Here is a 20,464-nt window from a genome sequence, read left to right on the forward strand (position 1 = left end):
ATGAGTACAAACAGAAGAGATTTTATTAAAAAAGCAGCCATTGGAGCTGTGGGGGTTACACTAGGTTCTACTAGTGCTAATGCTATGACAGCAAAAAGTTATTCAAAAATTATTGGAGCGAATGATAGATTACATGTTGCTATACAAGGATTAGGAAGACGGTACAATGCCTATTTAGGAGCCATTGCAGCTAAAAAAAGTAATGTAGAATTACTTTATTTATGTGATGTTATGAAAAGTCAGAGAGATAAAGCAGGAGAAGCCGTATCAAAAGTGTTATCTAATAAACCTGTTTTAGAAAATGATATCAGAAAAATAATTAATGATAAAAAAGTAGATGCTATTTTTATGGCAACTCCAGACCATTGGCATGCGCCAGGAGCTTGTATGGCAATGCAAGCTGGTAAACATGTGTATTTAGAAAAGCCTTGCAGCCATAACCCTGAAGAAGGCGAATTGTTAGTGGCATATCAAAAAAAGTACAATAAGGTTGTGCAGATGGGTAATCAACAACGCTCATCATTGCAATCTCAAGAAATCATAAAAGAAATTCATAATGGTGTTATTGGAGATGTGTATAATGCCGTAGCTTTTTATACAAGTAAAAGAGGACGTGTACCAAATCAAGAAAAAGCAAATCCACCCGAAGGTTTAGATTGGGATCTGTTTCAAGGGCCTGCTCCAAGAAGAGCATATACCCATGATACTTGGAATTACAATTGGCATTGGTATGGCTGGGACTATGGAACTGCTGAAATGGGAAATAATGCCACCCACGAATTAGATATTGCTCGTTGGGCTTTAGATGTGAAACACCCTGAACACGTAGAAGTGAAATCTGGCAAACATCATTATAAAGATGATGGTTGGGAAATGTACGACACTATGGAAGCGACATTTAAATTTGCAGGTAACAGAACCATTCAATGGGACGGACGAAGTAGAAATGGCTATGATAAATATGGTGGAGGTAGAGGAACTATCATTTATGGTTCTAATGGCTCTGTTTTTATAGATCGGGATGGATATAAACTATATGATTTGAAAGGTGAACTCATTAAAGAAAACGTAGTACCTGGAATTGAATCTGGAAATTCACTTGGTGGAGGTGGTAAACTTTCAACATTTCATACTTTAAACTTTTTTGATGCTATTAGGGGTAAAGCTGAATTAACGTCTCCTATAGATCAAGGAGCAACAAGCCAATTATTAACACATTATGCAAATATTGCTTCTCGTATTGATGATTCTTTTGACGTTGATGAGAAAACAGGACGTATTTTTAATAGAGAAGCTATGAAACTGTGGTCTAGAACTTACGAACCTGGATGGGAGATTAAAGCGGTATAATTTTTGTATCAATATACTCCAAATCAGTAAAAACAAGTAAATGAAAAGAAGAGAGTTCGTAATTAAAAGCACTTTAGCTTCGGCTGCAGTAGCAACAACAGCTGTAGCCATGGGAAGTGCTTTTAATTTCAAAAATGCCAATGAAACTTTAAATATTGGAATTATTGGTACTGGAGATAGAGGGAAAGGCCTTATTCCAAATATTAATGGAATTAATAATTTTAATGTTATTGCTTGTTGCGATGTGCTTCCATTTCGTTTGCAAGAAGGCTTAAAAAAAGTCAATGGCAAAGCAAAAGGATATAGTGATTATCGTAAATTATTAGATAATAAAGACATTGATGCTATATTGGTTTCTACGCCGTTCAATACACATTCTCAAATTGCCATAGATGCCTTAGATGCTGGCAAACATGTGTATTGTGAAAAAACAATGGCAAAAGGATACGATGGTATTCAGAATTTGATTAAAAAAGTAGAAGACTCTAAAACTATTTTTCAAACAGGGCATCAATACCATAGTTCTAGATTATACACCCATGTGGTAGATTTGATTAAAAAAGGAAAAATAGGAAAAGTAGTTGCTTTTGAATGCCAATGGAACCGTCATGGAGATTGGAGGCGTCCTGTTCCGCAGGCAGATCTAGAAAAAATTATCAACTGGCGTATGTATCGTGAATACTCTGGTGGATTACTAGCTGAGCTTTGTTCGCATCAGATAGATTTTGCAAATTGGGTTTTAGATGAAACGCCTAGCCAGGTTATGGGAACTGGTGGGGTAGATTATTGGAAAGATGGTAGAGAAACTTATGATAATATTCATCTTATTTATAATTACCCAAGCGGTGTTAAAGCAACGTTTACATGCTTAACGAGTAATGCTAAAGATGGGTATAAAATAAAAGTAATGGGGGATAAAGGCACTATTATTTTAGATTATGCCAAAGCTTGGTTTTTCCCAGAAGGACTAGGAAAAAAGGAGTTAGGCGAATTAGATGGTGTTTCTGGAGCAACAGTGAAATGGGATAAAGACTTAGGTATTCCTATAAATATTGAACATAAAGAACCTAGTGAGCAAGCATTGATCGATTTTAAAGATAACATTCTTTTAAACAAAGAACCGATATCAAATATTACTACTGGTGCTAATGCGGCTATTTGTATTCAAATGGGATTAGATGCTATGTATGGTAATAAAATTATTACAAGACCAGTGTTGTAATAATTGAATTCGTGTGAATTTGTGTAAAAAGTTTTTAGAAGCTGAAAACGAAATGCACTAAAGTACATAGTTTTAACTACATTTGAGACCAATAAAATAAGTAAAATAATAAACGGATTTATATGAAAAAGCAATTGTATTTATTGTTTCTATTAGCATGTGTATTAAACATAAATGCTCAAAATAATATAGAACAAGTAGCATTAAAAACGTCTTTAGTAAAACCTCAAAAGATTACAAAAATAAAAGAGGGGCATTATCTCATAGACTTTGGTAGAGCTTTTTTTGGCACGGTGCAGATAAAAGCAAAAAACACACAAAATGATCCTATTAGTTTTCATTTAGGAGAGAAATTAGAAAATCCTAATAAGATAGATAGAAATCCAGGTGGAACCATTAGGTACCGAAATGCTACTGTAGACACTTTAACTGAAGGGCAATTAACCACTGTAAAACTTGTTCCTTATAAAAGAAACACTACAGGAGCAGCTATATTGATGCCAGATAATATAGGTGCGATTATTCCTTTTAGATATTGCGAAATTGAAAACCTGAAAATTCCTATTGACGCTATTGAAATTTGGCAAAAAGCAATTCATTATAAATTTAATGACGATGCGAGTTATTTTTCATCTTCAAATGCCATATTAGATTCTATTTGGAATTTATGTAAGCACACTATAAAAGCAACTAGTTTTACTGGTTATTATGTAGATGGGGATAGAGAGCGTATACCTTATGAGGCAGATGCTTATATTAATCAGTTAAGTCATTATAGTGTAGATAATGAGTACACCATGGCTAGAAGAACTAATGACTATTTTATGAATAACCCTACTTGGCCAACAGAATGGTTATTACATACTGTACTAATGTTTCATCTAGATTATATGTACACAGGCGATTTAGAACCGCTTAAAAAACATTACGAAAATCTTAAGTTAAAAACACTTATGGAATTAGAGCGTGCCGATGGTTTAATAAGTTCTAAATCTCCTAAATTAAACAAAGCATTCATTTCAAAACTAGGGTTTAAAAACCCGAATACTAAGATTAAGGATATTATAGATTGGCCACCAGCACAAAAAGATACTGGATGGAAATTGGCAACCGAAGAAGGAGAAAGAGATGGATACGAAATAGTTGATACAAATACAGCTGTTAATGCATTTTATTACTATAATTTAAAGTTGATGGCGGAAATTGCAGGTTTCCTTGATAAAAAAGAAGATGCTACTCTCTTTCAAAATAAAGCTGCGATTACAAAGAAAACGATCAACGAAAAATTTCTTGATAAATCAAAAGGTTTTTATATTGATGGTGAAGGCTCTAGCAATTCATCATTACATGGCAACATGCTTCCTTTAGCTTTTGATTTGGTTCCAGAAAAATATGTAAAAACAGTTACAAGCTTTATAAAATCCAGAGGCATGGCTTGCAGCGTTTATGGCTCGCAATACTTGTTAGAAGGCTTATTCAAAAATAACGAAGCGTTATATGGCTCAGAATTGATAACCAATACTAAAGGAGACCGTAATTGGTGGAATATGATAAAAATAGGATCGACTATGGCCTTGGAAGCTTGGGATATGAAATATAAACCAAATGCCGATTGGAACCATGCTTGGGGAACAGCACCGTTAAATATTGTTACACGATATATGTGGGGTATTAAACCTAAAACGCCTGGTTTTAAGATTGCGGAAATAAAACCACAGTTAGGAGAGCTAACCTTTTCAAAAATAAAAGTTCCAACCTTAAACGGGATGATATATGCCGAATATGAAACAGGAAAAAAGAAAGAAGCTATCTATAAAATAGAACTTCCTAATACTATGGAAGCAGAATTTATTTTACCTGATGCAACCTGTAAAGTTATGCTTAATGATAAGAAAATTAAAAGTAATAAAACAAGTTTCACCCTTAAAGGCGGTAAGAATATTATAAAATTGAAATATTAAATAATAATTTGTATAATCTATTTTAACTCCATACTAAATTTTACATTTTCTTTAGTAAGGATTTCGATAGGAGAATATATTTTTGATACTGGCTGCTTTTTCTCAATAAGGTAGTCAGTTATTAATTTAATAGATTCATAACCCTGCTTAAAAGGCTTTTGAGATATTAAAAAAGACACTTTTCCTGCTTCTAAGTATTTTATGTTTTGTTCCGTCCCGTCAAAACCAATTAACGATAGGTCTTTTATTTTTAAATCGTCAATACAATTTGCAAAATTAAAAACCCTACTACTTGGCACAAATATGCCTTTAATTGTAGGGGTTGTGTTAAGCATATCGTTAAATTTTTCTTTTAACTCGGTAGTATCATCCAAATTAAAAATAGTCACCTTCGTACGTTTTGTTGAAATATTATTATCAATAAAATAGTCATTGAAACCACTTATTCTATTATAAATAGCATGGTTATTATCAACATTAATTCTTGTTTGCATAATGGCTATAGAACAATCATCTTTTAAAGAAAGGTGCATTAATTTTCCCGATAAAACGCCACTCATATACGAATCCTGACCTATAAATGAGATATTATTAAACCCTTCCAGGTTTACATTTAAAAATATATAAGGAATATTTTTAGCGTCTAATTCTTTAGCAAGTAATTTTGTTTCTGCTCCAAATAATGGTGTAAATATTACGGCATCTGGTTTTGAGGCTATTACTTTTTTAAATTGACTGATATATGAAGACGCTTTAAACTGATTGAATGTATAGCTATTTACTTTGATGCCAAATTTTTTGACATCTTCTTTGGCTTTAGAAATCCCCATCATGGACGATTTCCAAAAGGTGTTTTTTGTATCGAATTCTGGGATTAAGGTAGCTACCTCAAACTTTTTATTTAAAGCTAAAGAACTTGCAATGACATTAATTTTAAAATCATGCTTTTTTATAATGGCTTCTATTTTAGCTTCTGTTTTCTTAGAAACACCGCCTCTGTTGTGAATAACTCTATCAACTGTGCCTATAGAAACGCCAGCCTCTTTTGCAATATCATGGATAGTAACCATTTAGTATATTATAATTATATATGTTAAAAAAAATCGTGTACGCACACAAAAGTCTGTAAATATAGGGAAATATAAATTTTTATTTTTACATTTGCGTGTACGCACACGAGAATATGATTTTTAATAAAAGATATTTAGAGAATAGGATCTCATAAGTGCTAAAAAAGAGTTCGTAATAATTAAAAAATATAAAATTGTTGAAACATGAATTTATTTGATATTAATAATAAAGTAGTACTTATAACTGGCGGTGGCGGTGTTTTGGGTGGTCAAATGGCTAGCTATTTATTAGCTAATGGCGCAACGGTTGTTATTTTAGATTACAAAGATGACATCGTAGATGCTGCTATTGTAAATCTCAAAAAAATAAGTGACAACGTTTCTGGGTTTGTATGTAATGCTTTAGAGGAAACAAGCTTAAAAGAAGTCTCAGATAAGATTATTGAAAAACACCAGACCATAGATGTCCTTATAAATGCAGCTGGAGGTAATATGCCAGGAGCAACAATAGGAGTAGACCAAACAATTTTTGATGTTAATATTGATCATTTTAAAAAAGTAGTTGATTTAAACTTATTTGGATCTATTTTACCAGCTTTGGTTTTTGGAAAAGAAATGGTGAAAAACAAAAAAGGAGTTATCATTAATATTTCTTCTATGACGGCCCAAAGTGCTATCACCAGAGTTGTAGGTTATTCGGCTTCTAAAGCAGCTATTGATAATTTCACAAAATGGTTGTCGGTAGAATTGGCTTTAAAATTTGGAGAAGGCTTACGTGTTAATGCTATAGCTCCAGGGTTTTTTATAGGAAATCAAAATAGAGATTTGTTAATTGATAAAGAGACTGGAGCCTATACAGATCGAGGCGACACGATTATAAGAAACACACCTATGAAACGATTTGGAGAAGCAGAAGAATTAAACGGAACCATACATTATTTATGTTGTGAAGCATCAAAATTTGTTACAGGTGTTGTAGTACCTATCGATGGCGGATTTAGTGCTTTTAGTGGTGTGTAATTCAAATTATTTATAGCTCATTTTAAATAATAATAGGTGTAATTGATTTTAAAAAAAGAAGAATGGAACAAACATGGCGTTGGTACGGACCAAATGATCCCGTAAAATTATCAGATATAAAACAAGCAGGAGCTACAGGAATTGTTTCTGCATTACATCAAATCCCTAACGGTCAAGTATGGGAAATAGATGCTATAAAAGAACGTAAAACCATTATAGAAAATGCAGGTTTAACATGGAGTGTGGTAGAAAGTATTCCAGTGCATGAGACTATTAAAACACGTTCAGGCAATTTTCAAACCTACATTGAAAACTATAAGAAAAGCATTGAAAACTTAGCAGCCTGTGGTATACATATTGTTTGTTATAATTTCATGCCTGTTTTAGATTGGACAAGAACATCTCTTGATTATGAAGTTGAAGATGGTTCTAAAGCATTACGATTTGATGTTGTTGCTTTTGCTGCTTTTGAACTGTATTTATTAAAAAGACCAGGAGCAGAGAATAGTTATTCTGAAGAACAAAAAATGGAAGCAATGGCTTATATTGAAAATCTTTCAGAAGCAGAAAAACAACAACTTGTCAATAATATTATTGCTGGATTACCTGGTGCCGAAGAAGGCTACACATTAGAGCAGTTTCAAGAAGTGCTAAATACATACAATGCTATAGATGCTACTAAATTACGAGAAAACCTAGTAGCGTTCTTAAAAGAAATCATACCTGTAGCAGCACAAGAAAATGTACTTATGTGTATCCATCCAGATGATCCCCCATTCCCTATATTGGGCTTACCTAGAGTTGTAAGTACAGAAGCAGACTATGCTTATTTATTTGAGCAAGTTCCAAATATATCTAATGGTATTACTTATTGCACGGGATCTTTAGGAGTACGTGCCGATAATGATTTGGTGCAAATATTTAAGCGTTTTGCAGATAGAGTCCACTTTTTACATTTAAGAAGCACGAAGCGGGATGCTAAAGGGAATTTCTATGAAGCGAATCATTTAGATGGAGATGTAGATATGTATAGCGTGGTAAAAGAGGTTCTTATAGAACAAAAAAGACGCGCTGCTGTAGGAAGAAAAGATGCCTTAATTCCTGTAAGACCAGATCACGGACATCAAATGCTTGATGATTTACATAAAAAAACAAACCCAGGGTATTCTGGAATAGGAAGGCTACGTGGTTTAGCAGAATTAAGAGGACTAGAATTAGGAATTTCTAAAAGTTTATAATGTATGAGTCAAATAACTTCTAAAAATTTCATAACAGATAATTTCCTGCTAAACTCTGAAGCAGCTGTAACATTGTATCATGAGTTTGCTAAAGACATGCCTATTATTGATTATCATAATCATTTGTCACCCAAGCAAATTGCAGAAAATAAGCCTATAGAAAATATTACTAAGGCGTGGTTAGATGGCGATCATTACAAATGGCGGGCTATGAGAGCTAATGGTATAGACGAAAGTTTTATTACCGGCAATACGTCTTTAGAAGATAAGTTTACCAAATGGGCAGAAACAGTACCTTATACTTTAAGAAATCCATTGTTTCATTGGACGCACTTAGAGTTGAAGCGCTATTTTGATGTAGATGCTATTTTGCAACCAAGTTCGGCAAAAGAGATTTTCAATAAAGCCAATGCCATTTTAGCTAATAAAACACCTGCTCAATTATTAAAACAAATGAATGTAGAGGTTATTTGTACAACAGATGACCCTACAGATAGTCTTGAATATCATCAACAAATATCTAAACAAGGTTTTTTCACGAAAGTATACCCTACGTTTAGACCAGATGAATTATTTTTAATTAATAAAAAATCGTTCAAAGATTATTTAAAAAAGTTAGAAACTTGTGTCGGTTTTTCCATAGAAAATTTAACAGATCTTTTAAAGGCTATTAAGAGTAGAATAGATTTTTTTAATGATCATGGGTGTCGTTTATCAGATTTTGGGTTAGAACAGATTTATGCTTATGATTTTACAGATGATGAAGTCGATTTAGTATTAAAGAAACGTATTTCTGGAAAAGCCCTTTCAGATTCAGATATTAAGAGCTATGGGGCTTGTATTCAATATCATTTAAGTAAAATGTACCACGATAAAAATTGGGTGCAACAATTTCATTTAGGAGCTGTTAGGAACAATAATCTACGTTTATTAGAGGAATTAGGAGCAGATTCTGGTTGTGATTCTATGGGAGATTTAACGCATGCCAAGGCTATGTCTAAATTTTTTGGTAGATTAGATAATGAAAATATTTTAGCTAAAACGATTAGTTATAATTTAAATCCGTCGCAAAACGAAGTGTTTGCTACCATGATGGGTAATTATAATACGGGGGAATTTCCAGGGAAAATGCAATGGGGCTCTGGATGGTGGTTTTTAGACCAAAAAGATGGTATGGAAAAACAGATGAACGCCCTTTCTAATATGGGATTATTAAGTAGATTTGTTGGTATGTTAACAGACAGTCGCAGTTTTTTATCATTTCCAAGACATGAATACTTTAGACGTATTTTATGTGATTTAATTGCAGAAGATATGAATAAAGGCCTGGTACCGAACGATATTAATTTCCTTGGAAATATGATTCAAGATATTTGTTATAATAATGCAGTTAATTATTTTAAATTCAATACCCCCTCTATATGCACAACAAACCCATAACATTACTATTAATAGTATTGACATTTTTCCTATCCTGTAAGAAAGAATCAGGAGAAAAGGTACTGTATTTGGCTCACACCTTACCCCAGACTCATCCAGTACACAAAGGGATCTTAAAATTCCAGGAAGTATTAGCAAAAAAGTCAGGTAACACCTTAAAAATAAAAATTTTCCCCGATGGTCAGTTAGGTTCAGAGCGCGAAGTATTAGAACTGTTACAAATAGGAAGTGTAGCGATAACGAAAGTAAGTGCAGCAACCCTATCCAATTTTGTACCCGAATACCATGTACTTGGAATTCCCTATTTATTTAAAAACAAGCAACATCAATTTGATGTGTTGGAAGGTCCGGTAGGGAAATCCATATTAGAAAAAGGGAGCAAGTTTTGGTTGCGTGGACTATGCTATTACGATGCAGGAAGCAGAAGTTTTTATACCAGTTCCAAAGCGATCCGTAAGCCCGAAGACCTAAAAGGACTTAAAATAAGGGTGATGAATAACCAAATGGCAATCAACATGGTTAATGCTATGGGAGGGTCTGCCACACCAATGGCCTATGGCGAATTGTACACGGCCATCCAACAAGGTGTTGTTGATGGGGCAGAGAATAATCCGCCATCGTTCGTATCCTCTAACCATTACGAAGTAAGTAAGTATTATACCATAGATGAACATTCTGCAGTTCCCGATGTTTTACTAATTAGTACCAAATACTGGGAAAAACTATCAGAACAAGAACGTAAATGGGTTGAAGCTGCTGCTGCCGAATCTTCTCAAGCCCAAAAAGAATACTGGCGAGCTTCTGTAGAAGCCTCTATGAAAACAGCAAAAGCGGCAGGGGTAGAAGTTATTATCCCAGAAAAGGCGCTCTTTGCAGAAAAGTCCAAATCTGTATTAGAAGACTTCAAGAAAGACTATCCAGAAATGGTTCCCCTAATCAATCAAATAAAAGCTGAATAAGATGAAGTACGCAGATGTAATATTTAACAAAGTATGCCGGTTGATGGAGGTGTTTTTAGTCGTGATTTTTGCCCTTTTGGTATTAGACGTATTATGGCAAGTATTTTCAAGATACATATTAAACACTTCTTTTTCCTGGACCGAAGAGCTGGCGCGTTTCTCCTTGATATGGTTATCCATACTGGGAGCTGCCTATTTAAGTGCTAAACGCGAACACCTATCTATGGATTTTCTATATAGAAAATTTAATCCCACAACCAAAAAAAGAGTATCTATACTAATCGAAGTATGTGTCTTTTTATTTGCACTAGTAGTGATGGTAATCGGCGGTTTAAACCTAGTCTATACCACCCTGCATTTAGAGCAGTTATCTGGAACCCTACGTATCCCCTTGGGCTATATTTATGCGATCCTGCCCCTTAGTGGAATATTAATGATGAGTTTTTCAATATACCACAGTATAAAAATAATAACCAACAAAATAGCCGATTAGTTATGAGTATAGAAATTATCAGCATCATCGTATTATTCGTAAGCTTTTTTACATTGCTCATGCTAAAAGTACCCGTAGCATATAGCATAGGAATTTCGACAACAATCAGTCTATTACTAAATATAGATAGACTCCCAGGTATTACCACCATAGCACAGCGTATGATAACAGGTATCGATAGTTTTGCCTTACTAGCCATACCGTTTTTTGTATTAGCTGGTGAGATTATGAAACGAGGGGGCATTGCCAACCGACTCATTAACTTTGCAAAATCATTAGTAGCGAGTCTTCCTGGAGGTTTAGCCTACGTAAACGTATTAGCCTCTATGCTTTTTGGAGCCATATCAGGTTCTGCCATAGCAGCAACCTCTGCGATAGGAAGTATCATGACCGATAGAATGGAAGAAGAAGGCTACCCGAGAGAATTTAGTGCTTCAGTAAACATCACTTCATCCACTACAGGATTGTTAATCCCCCCAAGTAATATATTAATAGTATATGCTCTGGCAAGTGGCGGAACCGCCTCTGTAGCGGCCTTATTTATAGCAGGTTATTTGCCTGGAGTATTATTAGGGATGGCTCTAATGGGATATGTGGCTTTTGTAGCGATAAAAAGAAAATTTTCAAAAGAAAAAAGAGCCACACTAAAAGAGATTTGGAAGCATTTTAGAAAAGCGTTCTTTAGTTTACTACTATTAGTTATTGTAGTAGGAGGGATCGTAGCTGGAATATTCACCGCGACCGAAGCTTCTGTAATAGCCGTATTGTATGCTGCCATACTCGCGTTGATCTATGGAGACATCAAACCCAAAGATTTTCCAGAAGTATTACTAACCAGCGGCAAGACTACAGCAGTCGTGATGTTTTTAATATGTACTTCTATGGCGATGTCATGGTTGTTTTCCTTTGAAAGCATTCCAGAACTAATGAGCAGTTTCTTATTAGAACAGTTTAGTAACAAGTTCGTGATATTTTTAGTGATCAACGTCATATTATTAATCATCGGAACCTTTATGGATATTACACCAGCGGTATTAATATTTACCCCGATATTCCTACCTGTAGTGGTAGCTTTAGGCATGGATCCTGTACATTTTGGAATCGTGATGGTACTAAACCTATGTATAGGCTTATGTACGCCACCAGTAGGCACCATACTCTTTGTAGGAAGTGGCGTCGCAAAGATATCTGTATCGCAGGTTATAAAACCGTTATTACCATTTTTGGCCATTATGATTATCGTATTGTTATTAGTACTTTACATCCCACAGATATCTATGTTTTTACCTAAACTATTTGGATTGTAAAGCATTTAAAAATGATTGTAGTATCAAGGAATATATTTACTATAATTTTTTTCAAGCTTAAGTAGTTTATTTTAGGGTACTTACAAATAAACCCCGTAAATTGGTTAACCAATTTACGGGGTTTATAGTTCTTATCTTTTTAGACATTAGTATATTGCATTAAATTTAAGAATTAATACACGTTCTAATGGGTCAAGTAGTAACATTTGGTGAGGTCTTAATGCGCATTTCACCACGGGGAAATAAAAAATTCATTCAATCTAATGTCATAGAGTTCTTTTTTGGAGGTACCGAATTAAACGTTGGTATTTCTATTGCAAATTTTGGTGGAAATGTAAAGCATATTAGTGCGGTTTCTAGTGATTTTATTGGAGGAGCTGCCATTTCTTATATCAATAAATTTGGAGTAGATACAACTTCTATTGTACGGTCAAATAGACCTTTAGGCGTTTATTTTTTAGAAGTTGGTGCAGTTATGAGATCTAGTACGATTTCTTACAATAGGGCGTATTCTTCATTTTCTGAAATTCAACCCGCAATGGTTAATTGGGAAGCGGCTTTAGTCGATGGTGATTGGTTACATTGGACGGGTATTACGCCAGCATTATCTCAAGGGGCTTTCGATGTTTTAAAGGAGGGTTTAACCTTAGCTAGACAAAAAGGAATATCGGTTTCTGCCGATCCTACGTATAGAAAAGACCTTTGGAAATACGGTAAAGATCCCAAAGAGGCTTTAATTGAATTGCTCCATCTTTCTTCTATTTTTATTGGTGGTATAAACGAGATTAATGAAGTACTTGGTACTAATTATTCGTATTCTAATGATGATTTTATTGAGGCTTCCAAGTTGTTAATGGAAAAATTCCCATCCATAGAAAAGGTGTTTGATAAAATAAGAACTTCGTTAAATTCCTCTTGGCACAAAATACGAGCAAGAATGTGGAACGGTAAAGCATTTAAAGAAACAGAAGATTTAGATATCACTCATATTGTAGACCGAATAGGAACTGGTGATGCTTTTGCAGCAGGGCTAATTTATGGTTTACAACGTTATGATGATTATAAAGCTATGCACTTTGCATGTGCAGCTTGTGCCATGAAACATACCTATGAAGGTGATGTTAATTTAGCCACAGTAAAAGAAGTTACAGAAATTATTGAGGGCAATACATCGGGGCGTCTTAATAGGTAAGTGGGAATAAGGATTTGTTAACTAAACCCTTGGGTCGATTCCTGTTATTGAGGGTAGAGCTTGTCCTTAAGCTTAATGCCTTTTGTTTTTTGTTCGAGAAACTATTTTAAAAACAAAAATGGTTTCAGTAAAATTTTTCCAAAATCTTATTCAATCTTAGGCAGGTTGTATCCTTTTGTAATATTTTAATAAATTAACTAGATATAGTTGACATAAGGCTGTCACTTCCTCTATTTATTTTTGTTTCAAGTTAACTTAAAATAGATAAAATGAAACAATTATTAATGCTACTAGCAATTTTATTACTAATGAATTGTCGTGGCCAAAAAAAAGTAAAAATGAGTGAAAAAACAGAAATTAATTCAGAACAAAAAACAATTTTAACCTACCCAGATGCTAGTCAATTTGTAACAAGTCCTTTAAGAAATAGAATTAAATTACAACTCAACGCTCCTATTCCAGAAATTTGGGCTTTGGTAGGTAAATTAGACCGTATGCCTGAATACAGTTCAGGTCTTAAAAAGGTGGATGCTACCTACGATGCTGATAATAAATGTACAAACTATACCTGTCATTTTTTTCCAATGGAAGAAGGTGGAGATGTAACCACGCATAGTGAGACTATTAAATGGTATGAACCTAACATCGGGTTTGCTTCTAAGGCTCATGAACCCAATTTACTAGGATTGCAAGAGGCTCTCAGTATTATTACATTTAAAGATAAAGGGGAACATACCGTTTTACAATGGGAAACCTACTTTACTGCCGAAAATGAGGAAATGATTCAGATGAATATAATGGGTTTTGAACAAGCTTTAAACATTGATATTGCTCAAAATTTAATAAAAAAATTCGGAGGCAAGGTATTAGAAAGTTACATTAACAAACCATAATTTATACTTTCTATATCAAAAAAATAGCCAGTCTCATTTGAACTTCAAGTGAGGCTGGCTTAATACAATTTAATACAATATGACATTTATTGCAACGGAATTAGTTTCTTTACTCTTGTTTTCCTAAGGACATGACAAAAAAAAGTAAAAGCTAACGAAAGCTACTGTTTAATAGGTGTTTATACCGCATCTCTCTAGGCGTAATCGAGAGGTTTTTAATTAAAATTATCAATAAAAATAAGATCTCGACTGCACCCGACCAGACATATAAAAAGTATTTGATAATTTTTGACAAGTACTAAACTTATTTTTATATAAGAAAATAGAAGTATTTATAAGCTAATATTATTATAATTTTATAAATAACAACATTTGCACAGTTGCAACATTTTTACCCCTTATGTGATAAAAAAAAACCTTCCGTTTAATGTAACTTTGAAGTAGGTTGAAAATTTTATTTTCAACTATTAAAATCAATTTCAAAAAACAAACAACATTAAATGAATAAGTATTTTTATCTCCTAGTAATTTGTCTTGTAACTCTGTCTTGTAATAACTCGAACGAAAAGCCTATATATTTTGCTGAAAAATGGGAGCATCCAGAATGGGAAAACCCTGAAGTTTTTCAAATTAATAGAGAAGAGCCGACGGCTTCTTTTTACAGATATTCGACAGTAGATGATGCCTTGAAAAATGAAAGTTGGAATAATTCTACATTGTATCATTCTTTAAACGGTCAATGGAATTTTCATTATGCAGATAGTGTTTCTGTACGTCCAACAGATTTTTATAAAACCGATTTCAATACAAAAAATTGGGATACCATTAATGTGCCTTCAAACTGGGAAATGCAAGGTTTTGGTATACCAGTTTATATCAATAGGATTTATATATTTCCTGCAAATCCGCCATTTATACCACATAATATTAATAATGTAGGGAGCTATAAAAGAGATTTTGAAATTTCGGAAGATTGGGATGGTAAAGATATTTATCTTCATTTTGCTGGTGTTAGTGGTGCCATGTATGTGTGGGTGAACGGACAAAAAGTGGGGTACAATGAAGGTAGTAAAACACCTGCTGAATTTAATATTACCGATGTTGTGAAAGCTGGAAAAAACAGCGTGTCGGTTCAAGTATTGCGTTGGTCTGATGCTAGTTATATGGAAGATCAAGATTTTTGGAGGTTAAGTGGTATTGACCGCGATGTGTATGTATATGCATCAAATAAAATTACTGTTAGAGATTTTAGAGTCATTGCCGATTTAGAAAATAACTATACCGACGGTGCATTTAAGACCAGTTTAAAAGTAGATAATAATACCAAAAACGAGATTGAAAATACTATTGAAATTAAATTAATGGATGGGGCAGAAGTTGTTTATACAGAATCGAAAGCCGTTAATTTAAAAGAAGGCAGAAATACGGTTGATTTTACACATACTATAAATAATGTTAAAACTTGGAATGCAGAAAAACCAAATTTGTACACGTTACTTATTCATTTAAAAGATAAAAAGAATCAAACATTAGAAGCAACGTCAATTAAAGTCGGTTTTAGAAATATTAAAATTGAAAATAATCAGTTTTTAGTAAATGGTAAGCCTGTGCTTTTAAAAGGGGCTAATCTTCACGACCATAGCGATACGGAAGGGCATGCCATATCTGAAGCGCTTACTTTAAAAGATTTAGAGGTTATGAAACAAAATAACCTAAATGCCATACGTTGTAGCCATTATCCAAAAGATCCTCATTTTTACAGAATGTGCGATACATATGGTTTTTATGTTGTTGATGAGGCTAATATTGAAACCCACGGTATGGGAACAACCAACCAAGGTTTAGATAAAAACAAAAAAGCGCAAGCCGTACATCCTGCTTATTTACCACAGTGGAAAGCCATGCATATGGATAGAACGATTAGAATGTTTGAACGTGATAAAAATTTTCCATGTATTGTAACATGGTCACTTGGGAATGAGGCTGGAAATGGCGAAAACTTTTTTGCAACCTATAAATGGTTAAAAGAAAATGATACTACAAGACCAACACAATATGAAGGAGCAACAAATTATGCGAATACAGATATTCAGGCACCCATGTATTGGACCATTGAAAAAATGATTGAATATGCCGAAAATGAGCCTACTAGGCCTTTAATTCAATGTGAATATGCACATGCCATGGGAAATAGTACTGGTAATTTTCAAAAGTATTGGGATGTTATTGAAAAATACGATATTATGCAAGGCGGTTTTATTTGGGATTGGGTAGACCAAGGTCTATTAACTAAAAATGAAGCAGGCGAGCCTTTTTGGGCTTATGGTGGTGATTTAGGGGGTGACGTTTTTCGAAATGATGTAAACTTCTGTTTAAACGGTATTGTAAACCCAGACAGAACAGCGCACCCTGCATTATATGAGGTTAAAAAAGTATATCAATACGTAAAATTTAAAGCTTCAAATTTAAAGGCTGGTGAAATTGAAATAAAAAATGGTTACGATTTTACTAATTTAAAGGACTATGATTTTAAATGGACGTTGTTAGAAGATGGTATAGAAAAAGTAAGAGGTACATTGGCACAACAAGATATTGCACCGTCTCAAACCAAAAAAGTAAAAATAAATTTACCGTATTTAGAAAAACCAAAAGCAGAATATCATTTAAATATCTATGCTTTAAATAAAAATGAAACAGATTTGTTACCATTAAATCATGTTGTAGCTTTTGAGCAATTTCAATTAAGCGAAACACATTTTAATAGCAAGCTATCAAAATCTAATGAAGCTATTTTAGTAGAAAAATACGGAGATCTTACTAAAATTTATAATGCTAATTTTGAATTGAAATTAAATGCTAAAACAGGTAAAATAACGTCTTTAGATTATGGTAGTGGAAATATTTTAGTTGAAAGTATAGCACCTAATTTTTGGAGAGCTGTGACCGATAATGATTTTGGAGCTAAATCTCCAGAAAAGTTAAACGTTTGGCAAAAAGCGACTAAAAAACAATCCATAAAAACTGTTAAGTTATATAATAGTTTAAAAGAAATACCGGTTTCAGAAAATTCAAAAGTAACGGGAGACCTTCGTATTCAAACTATTTTTGATTTAATAACTTCGGTTAAAGGACAACTAGATATTGAATATATTATAAGTCCTTCTGGTGAGATTATGGTGAAGAATACATTAAACAATCTGAATCCTAAATTACCACACTTACCAAGGTTTGGAAATAATGTCATTATAAAAAAGGAATACCAAAATATAGAATGGTTTGGTAGAGGCCCTCACGAAAATTATAACGATAGGAATACAGCTGCATTGGTTGGTATTTATAAATCGTCTGTTGCAGATTTGTATTACCCTTATATTCGTCCACAAGAAAATGGTTATAAAACAGATGTGCGTTGGTTAACATGTACAAATAGCGAAGGTAAAGGCATTAAAATCGAAGGAACTCAATTATTAGGTTTTAGTGCACACCATCAATACAATGATGATTTTGATGCAGGTAAAACAAAGCAACAACGCCATACAACAGACGTTCCTCAAAGAGATTTTGTAAACATTAATATCGATTACAAACAAACAGGAGTTGGAGGCGATAATAGTTGGAGTAAAAAAGCTTTGGCACATGAAGAGTTTAGAATACTGCCAGAAGATTTAGAATATTCATATAGAATAATTCCTTTGAAATAATAAAATAATAAATGATGTATGTGGTTTAAACTTTTTTGATTGAAGCGAAAAATAGTATTTTGTTGTCAATTGAAAAAAGTTTAAATCATTTCAATAAGATGAGAATTTTATACTTTATAGATCTCGAGATTTCAAGAGGATAACAATTTAAAAGGAAATTTTACCTTTGCTTATTGTGGTAAGAACCGAAGCAAGATCTCAAGAGATTCTTTTCGGTTAAAAATTGAATTATAAGAAACTGTTTAAATTTATAATTTTATCCTTTAGTTTATTTGTCTTCTTAAGTCCCCATTCTGCACAAAATGTCTTTAAATAGCGATGCTATTCGCCTTTATTTGCCTTGACTGAGAACGTAATCCACCAAAACTAATTCCAAAAACAAAACTTAAACAGTTTCTAAAAGTTAATCTTTAAGAACTTGGGGGCTTCTAAAGATTTAACCTATACAATTTCAGTAATACATTTATGTTTATTGAATAATAATTTTTTCAGTAAAAATCCCCAAATCAGATTTTATTTTAACAATATATAAACCACCAGACAGTTTGTTTACATCTATTTTAGAGTTGTTTAAGCTTGACTCTCTCATGACTAGCTGCCCAGCGGTATTATAAATGGTTAATAATTCTATATTGCTATTTTTAATAGTATCTGAATATCTCAAATTAAAAAACCCATCAGTAATTACTGTTGGAGACACTAAAACTTGAGATGAGATTGAATTGTCATTTGTAGATAGGGGTTCTCCCTGCTCGTAAATTTCTTGTGTATAGGCTACTGGTGATTCGTGGTCACGATACATAATTCCAGAACTACTTAACGTTATAGGATTACGAACAGACATTAAAGAGTAAATAGGTTTGTCTGGTTGCCAGGTAAATACAGAATAGCGCTCTATAAAACTGGTATCGTCCAACATATTCATATAAGCTAGCAATCCATCTCTTGCTGCTTCATTTGAGGCAGGTTGAGCAGTCCAGGTTGCTCCATAATTAAATTCCTTAACCCATATTGGGCGTTTCCATTTATCATGGATTGCTTTTAGCCAATTATAAAAACTTTGTGGAGTAGTTTTCTTATAATAATGGACTACGATATAATCTACTCGATACCCTTTTGCTTCAGCTTTTGTCATAAATTCATCACGCCATACACCTCCTTTAGCATTATCCTTATTTGCTGGAGAACCCAGGCGTAGACCAGATGCCAACATATACTCATATTTTTCAATAGCTAGATCGACAGACATATTAGCCTGCTTTTCTCCATCGGGTTCATTAAAAGCCATATAATGGGAGATATCCATTCTTTCTCCTAAACTTACAGCTTTAGCAACAGAACCACCGCTCCATTGATTTGGAACAAATTCAGCATCTCCAACGGCTGCACCAGAAGTACCCCAATTGTAATGCCAAGAATTATTAAGTGCTGCTACGACATCTGTGCCTTTAGCACTCATTCCTTTTTTATGCACATCATTCCATGGGGAAACACGAATAAAAGAGGCTTTCTTTTGTAAATCTTGAGTTAAGTTAATACTTAAATCATCGTCTGAAGCTATATATACTTTACTTGCTCCAGTCCCATTTATATTCTCTGCAAAAGTTGCCATATATCCTTTTTCTAGCGTAAATGAAACTGCCCAATCATCATACGTGCCTAAAGTGCCATTATAGTAGCCACAATATATTTCATGTTCTTCACCTGAAAAATCGTAACCAGAATATATTTTAAGCACTGGATCATTAACTCTTGATGATAAAAATACTTCTTGAGCCAATTCAAGGTTTGAAATTGAACTATCTATTGTAGCAGAAGTTGATTCACAATCTGCTATTACAGCAATTGCATCATCAATTACCAATTGAAAAGCATCAACAGCCGATTGTGGGTATTGATTATAAGCAGTACCTATAGTTACTGATTCTAATAAACTTTCTGCTGCATTTATATTGTTTGTTAAAAGCAAACGATTTTCTTCTCCACTTAATAAAGAGATATTATCAAAGTAAAATTGACCATTATTGGCATACATATAAATCAACTGAATATCAATTTTAGCAATATCTTCAGCATCTTCTAAAAAAGGAATGTCGGTTGCCATTAATTCTCCATTACTATAGAAATTAACTTTTTTTGAATCAAAATCAACTTGAGTAGAAATCGTAAAAACAGTATTGGTAGGAAAACTTACTGCTGGTGTGCCTGATACAAAACTGCCTGGAATACCACTCTCCATTGCGGTTGCATATTTTATAGTAGCTGTACCAATACCAATAGCAACACTAGACAAATGCTTACCCGTTGATGAAACTAAATGTATCCGACAATTTACAGAATTTCGAGTAGCAGACACATCAAAAGAAAAAGTAGAATTATTAGATGTAGGACTAAAAGTATGATACACAGAAGGCATATTTGTATTGTGATCAAATTTCAACTTACCCGCTTCAACAGTAACTCGACCAGAAGTGTTGTACTCTGTCCAACCTTCTGGCAGATCTCGAGGGGTACTAAATGTATTATTTACTGTTATACCACAGGTATTTGTCTGTGCAAAATTATTAATAGTAAAAAGAAAAATTAATACATATAAAAATCTAGTTTTCATATACTTA

The 20,464-nt window shown here is 33.5% G+C and carries 14 protein-coding genes; 12 read left to right on the forward strand and 2 right to left on the reverse strand.

The features are described 5' to 3' along the window. The 3 genes from Q4Q40_RS04555 (at window position 1) to Q4Q40_RS04565 (ending at window position 4,533) form a co-directional block, all read left to right on the forward strand. Window positions 1-1,350: a Gfo/Idh/MocA family oxidoreductase gene (locus tag Q4Q40_RS04555; protein ID WP_303300534.1), complete on the forward strand. Its 1,350-nt coding sequence runs from the start codon at window positions 1-3 to the stop codon at window positions 1,348-1,350. 40 nt (window positions 1,351-1,390) lie between these two features. Beyond that, window positions 1,391-2,572: a Gfo/Idh/MocA family protein gene (locus Q4Q40_RS04560; RefSeq protein ID WP_303300535.1), complete on the forward strand. Its 1,182-nt coding sequence runs from the start codon at window positions 1,391-1,393 to the stop codon at window positions 2,570-2,572. 122 nt (window positions 2,573-2,694) lie between these two features. Then, window positions 2,695-4,533 carry a family 78 glycoside hydrolase catalytic domain gene (locus Q4Q40_RS04565; protein ID WP_303300536.1) on the forward strand — a complete coding sequence of 613 codons (1,839 nt, stop codon included), beginning with the start codon at window positions 2,695-2,697 and terminating at the stop codon, window positions 4,531-4,533. Between the two features lie 17 nt (window positions 4,534-4,550). Here Q4Q40_RS04565 and Q4Q40_RS04570 read toward each other — a convergent pair whose 3' ends face one another. Continuing rightward, entirely contained in the window at window positions 4,551-5,603 is a 1,053-nt protein-coding gene (locus Q4Q40_RS04570; protein ID WP_303300537.1) for a substrate-binding domain-containing protein, read from the reverse strand. 204 nt (window positions 5,604-5,807) lie between these two features. On the opposite strand from Q4Q40_RS04570, the gene Q4Q40_RS04575 reads away from it, so the two are divergent. The 9 genes from Q4Q40_RS04575 (at window position 5,808) to lacZ (ending at window position 17,846) form a co-directional block, all read left to right on the forward strand. After that, window positions 5,808-6,623, forward strand: coding sequence for an SDR family NAD(P)-dependent oxidoreductase (locus Q4Q40_RS04575; RefSeq protein WP_303300539.1), 816 nt, complete (start codon window positions 5,808-5,810; stop codon window positions 6,621-6,623). Window positions 6,624-6,685: 62 nt separating this feature from the next. Beyond that, window positions 6,686-7,861: a mannonate dehydratase gene (gene uxuA / locus Q4Q40_RS04580; RefSeq protein ID WP_303300540.1), complete on the forward strand. Its 1,176-nt coding sequence runs from the start codon at window positions 6,686-6,688 to the stop codon at window positions 7,859-7,861. 3 nt (window positions 7,862-7,864) lie between these two features. Further along, complete coding sequence (uxaC, locus tag Q4Q40_RS04585; protein WP_303300541.1) at window positions 7,865-9,301, forward strand: glucuronate isomerase; 1,437 nt, start codon at window positions 7,865-7,867, stop codon at window positions 9,299-9,301. Continuing rightward, the gene (locus Q4Q40_RS04590; RefSeq protein ID WP_303300543.1) at window positions 9,283-10,260 is read left to right on the forward strand and encodes a TRAP transporter substrate-binding protein; all 978 of its coding nucleotides are present in this window, start codon (window positions 9,283-9,285) and stop codon (window positions 10,258-10,260) included. Before uxaC ends, Q4Q40_RS04590 begins: the two co-directional genes overlap by 19 nt. A 1-nt stretch (window position 10,261) precedes the next feature. Then, window positions 10,262-10,753, forward strand: coding sequence for a TRAP transporter small permease (locus tag Q4Q40_RS04595; protein ID WP_303300544.1), 492 nt, complete (start codon window positions 10,262-10,264; stop codon window positions 10,751-10,753). Window positions 10,754-10,755: 2 nt separating this feature from the next. Beyond that, complete coding sequence (locus Q4Q40_RS04600; protein ID WP_303300545.1) at window positions 10,756-12,060, forward strand: TRAP transporter large permease; 1,305 nt, start codon at window positions 10,756-10,758, stop codon at window positions 12,058-12,060. Window positions 12,061-12,247: 187 nt separating this feature from the next. Beyond that, window positions 12,248-13,252, forward strand: coding sequence for a sugar kinase (locus Q4Q40_RS04605; protein ID WP_303300546.1), 1,005 nt, complete (start codon window positions 12,248-12,250; stop codon window positions 13,250-13,252). Between the two features lie 269 nt (window positions 13,253-13,521). Next, window positions 13,522-14,145, forward strand: coding sequence for a hypothetical protein (locus Q4Q40_RS04610; RefSeq protein WP_303300547.1), 624 nt, complete (start codon window positions 13,522-13,524; stop codon window positions 14,143-14,145). 500 nt (window positions 14,146-14,645) lie between these two features. After that, the gene (lacZ, locus tag Q4Q40_RS04615) at window positions 14,646-17,846 is read left to right on the forward strand and encodes a beta-galactosidase, LacZ type (RefSeq protein ID WP_303300548.1); all 3,201 of its coding nucleotides are present in this window, start codon (window positions 14,646-14,648) and stop codon (window positions 17,844-17,846) included. A 469-nt stretch (window positions 17,847-18,315) separates the two neighbouring features. On the opposite strand, the gene Q4Q40_RS04620 is transcribed toward lacZ, so the two are convergent. Then, window positions 18,316-20,457 (reverse strand): glycosyl hydrolase, encoded by a 2,142-nt coding sequence (locus tag Q4Q40_RS04620; RefSeq protein ID WP_303300549.1) that lies wholly within the window; start codon window positions 20,455-20,457, stop codon window positions 18,316-18,318. Window positions 20,458-20,464: the final 7 nt, after the last annotated feature.

This window comes from Flavivirga jejuensis (assembly GCF_030540765.1).
In the GTDB taxonomy this organism is placed as follows: Bacteria; Bacteroidota; Bacteroidia; order Flavobacteriales; family Flavobacteriaceae; genus Flavivirga; species Flavivirga jejuensis.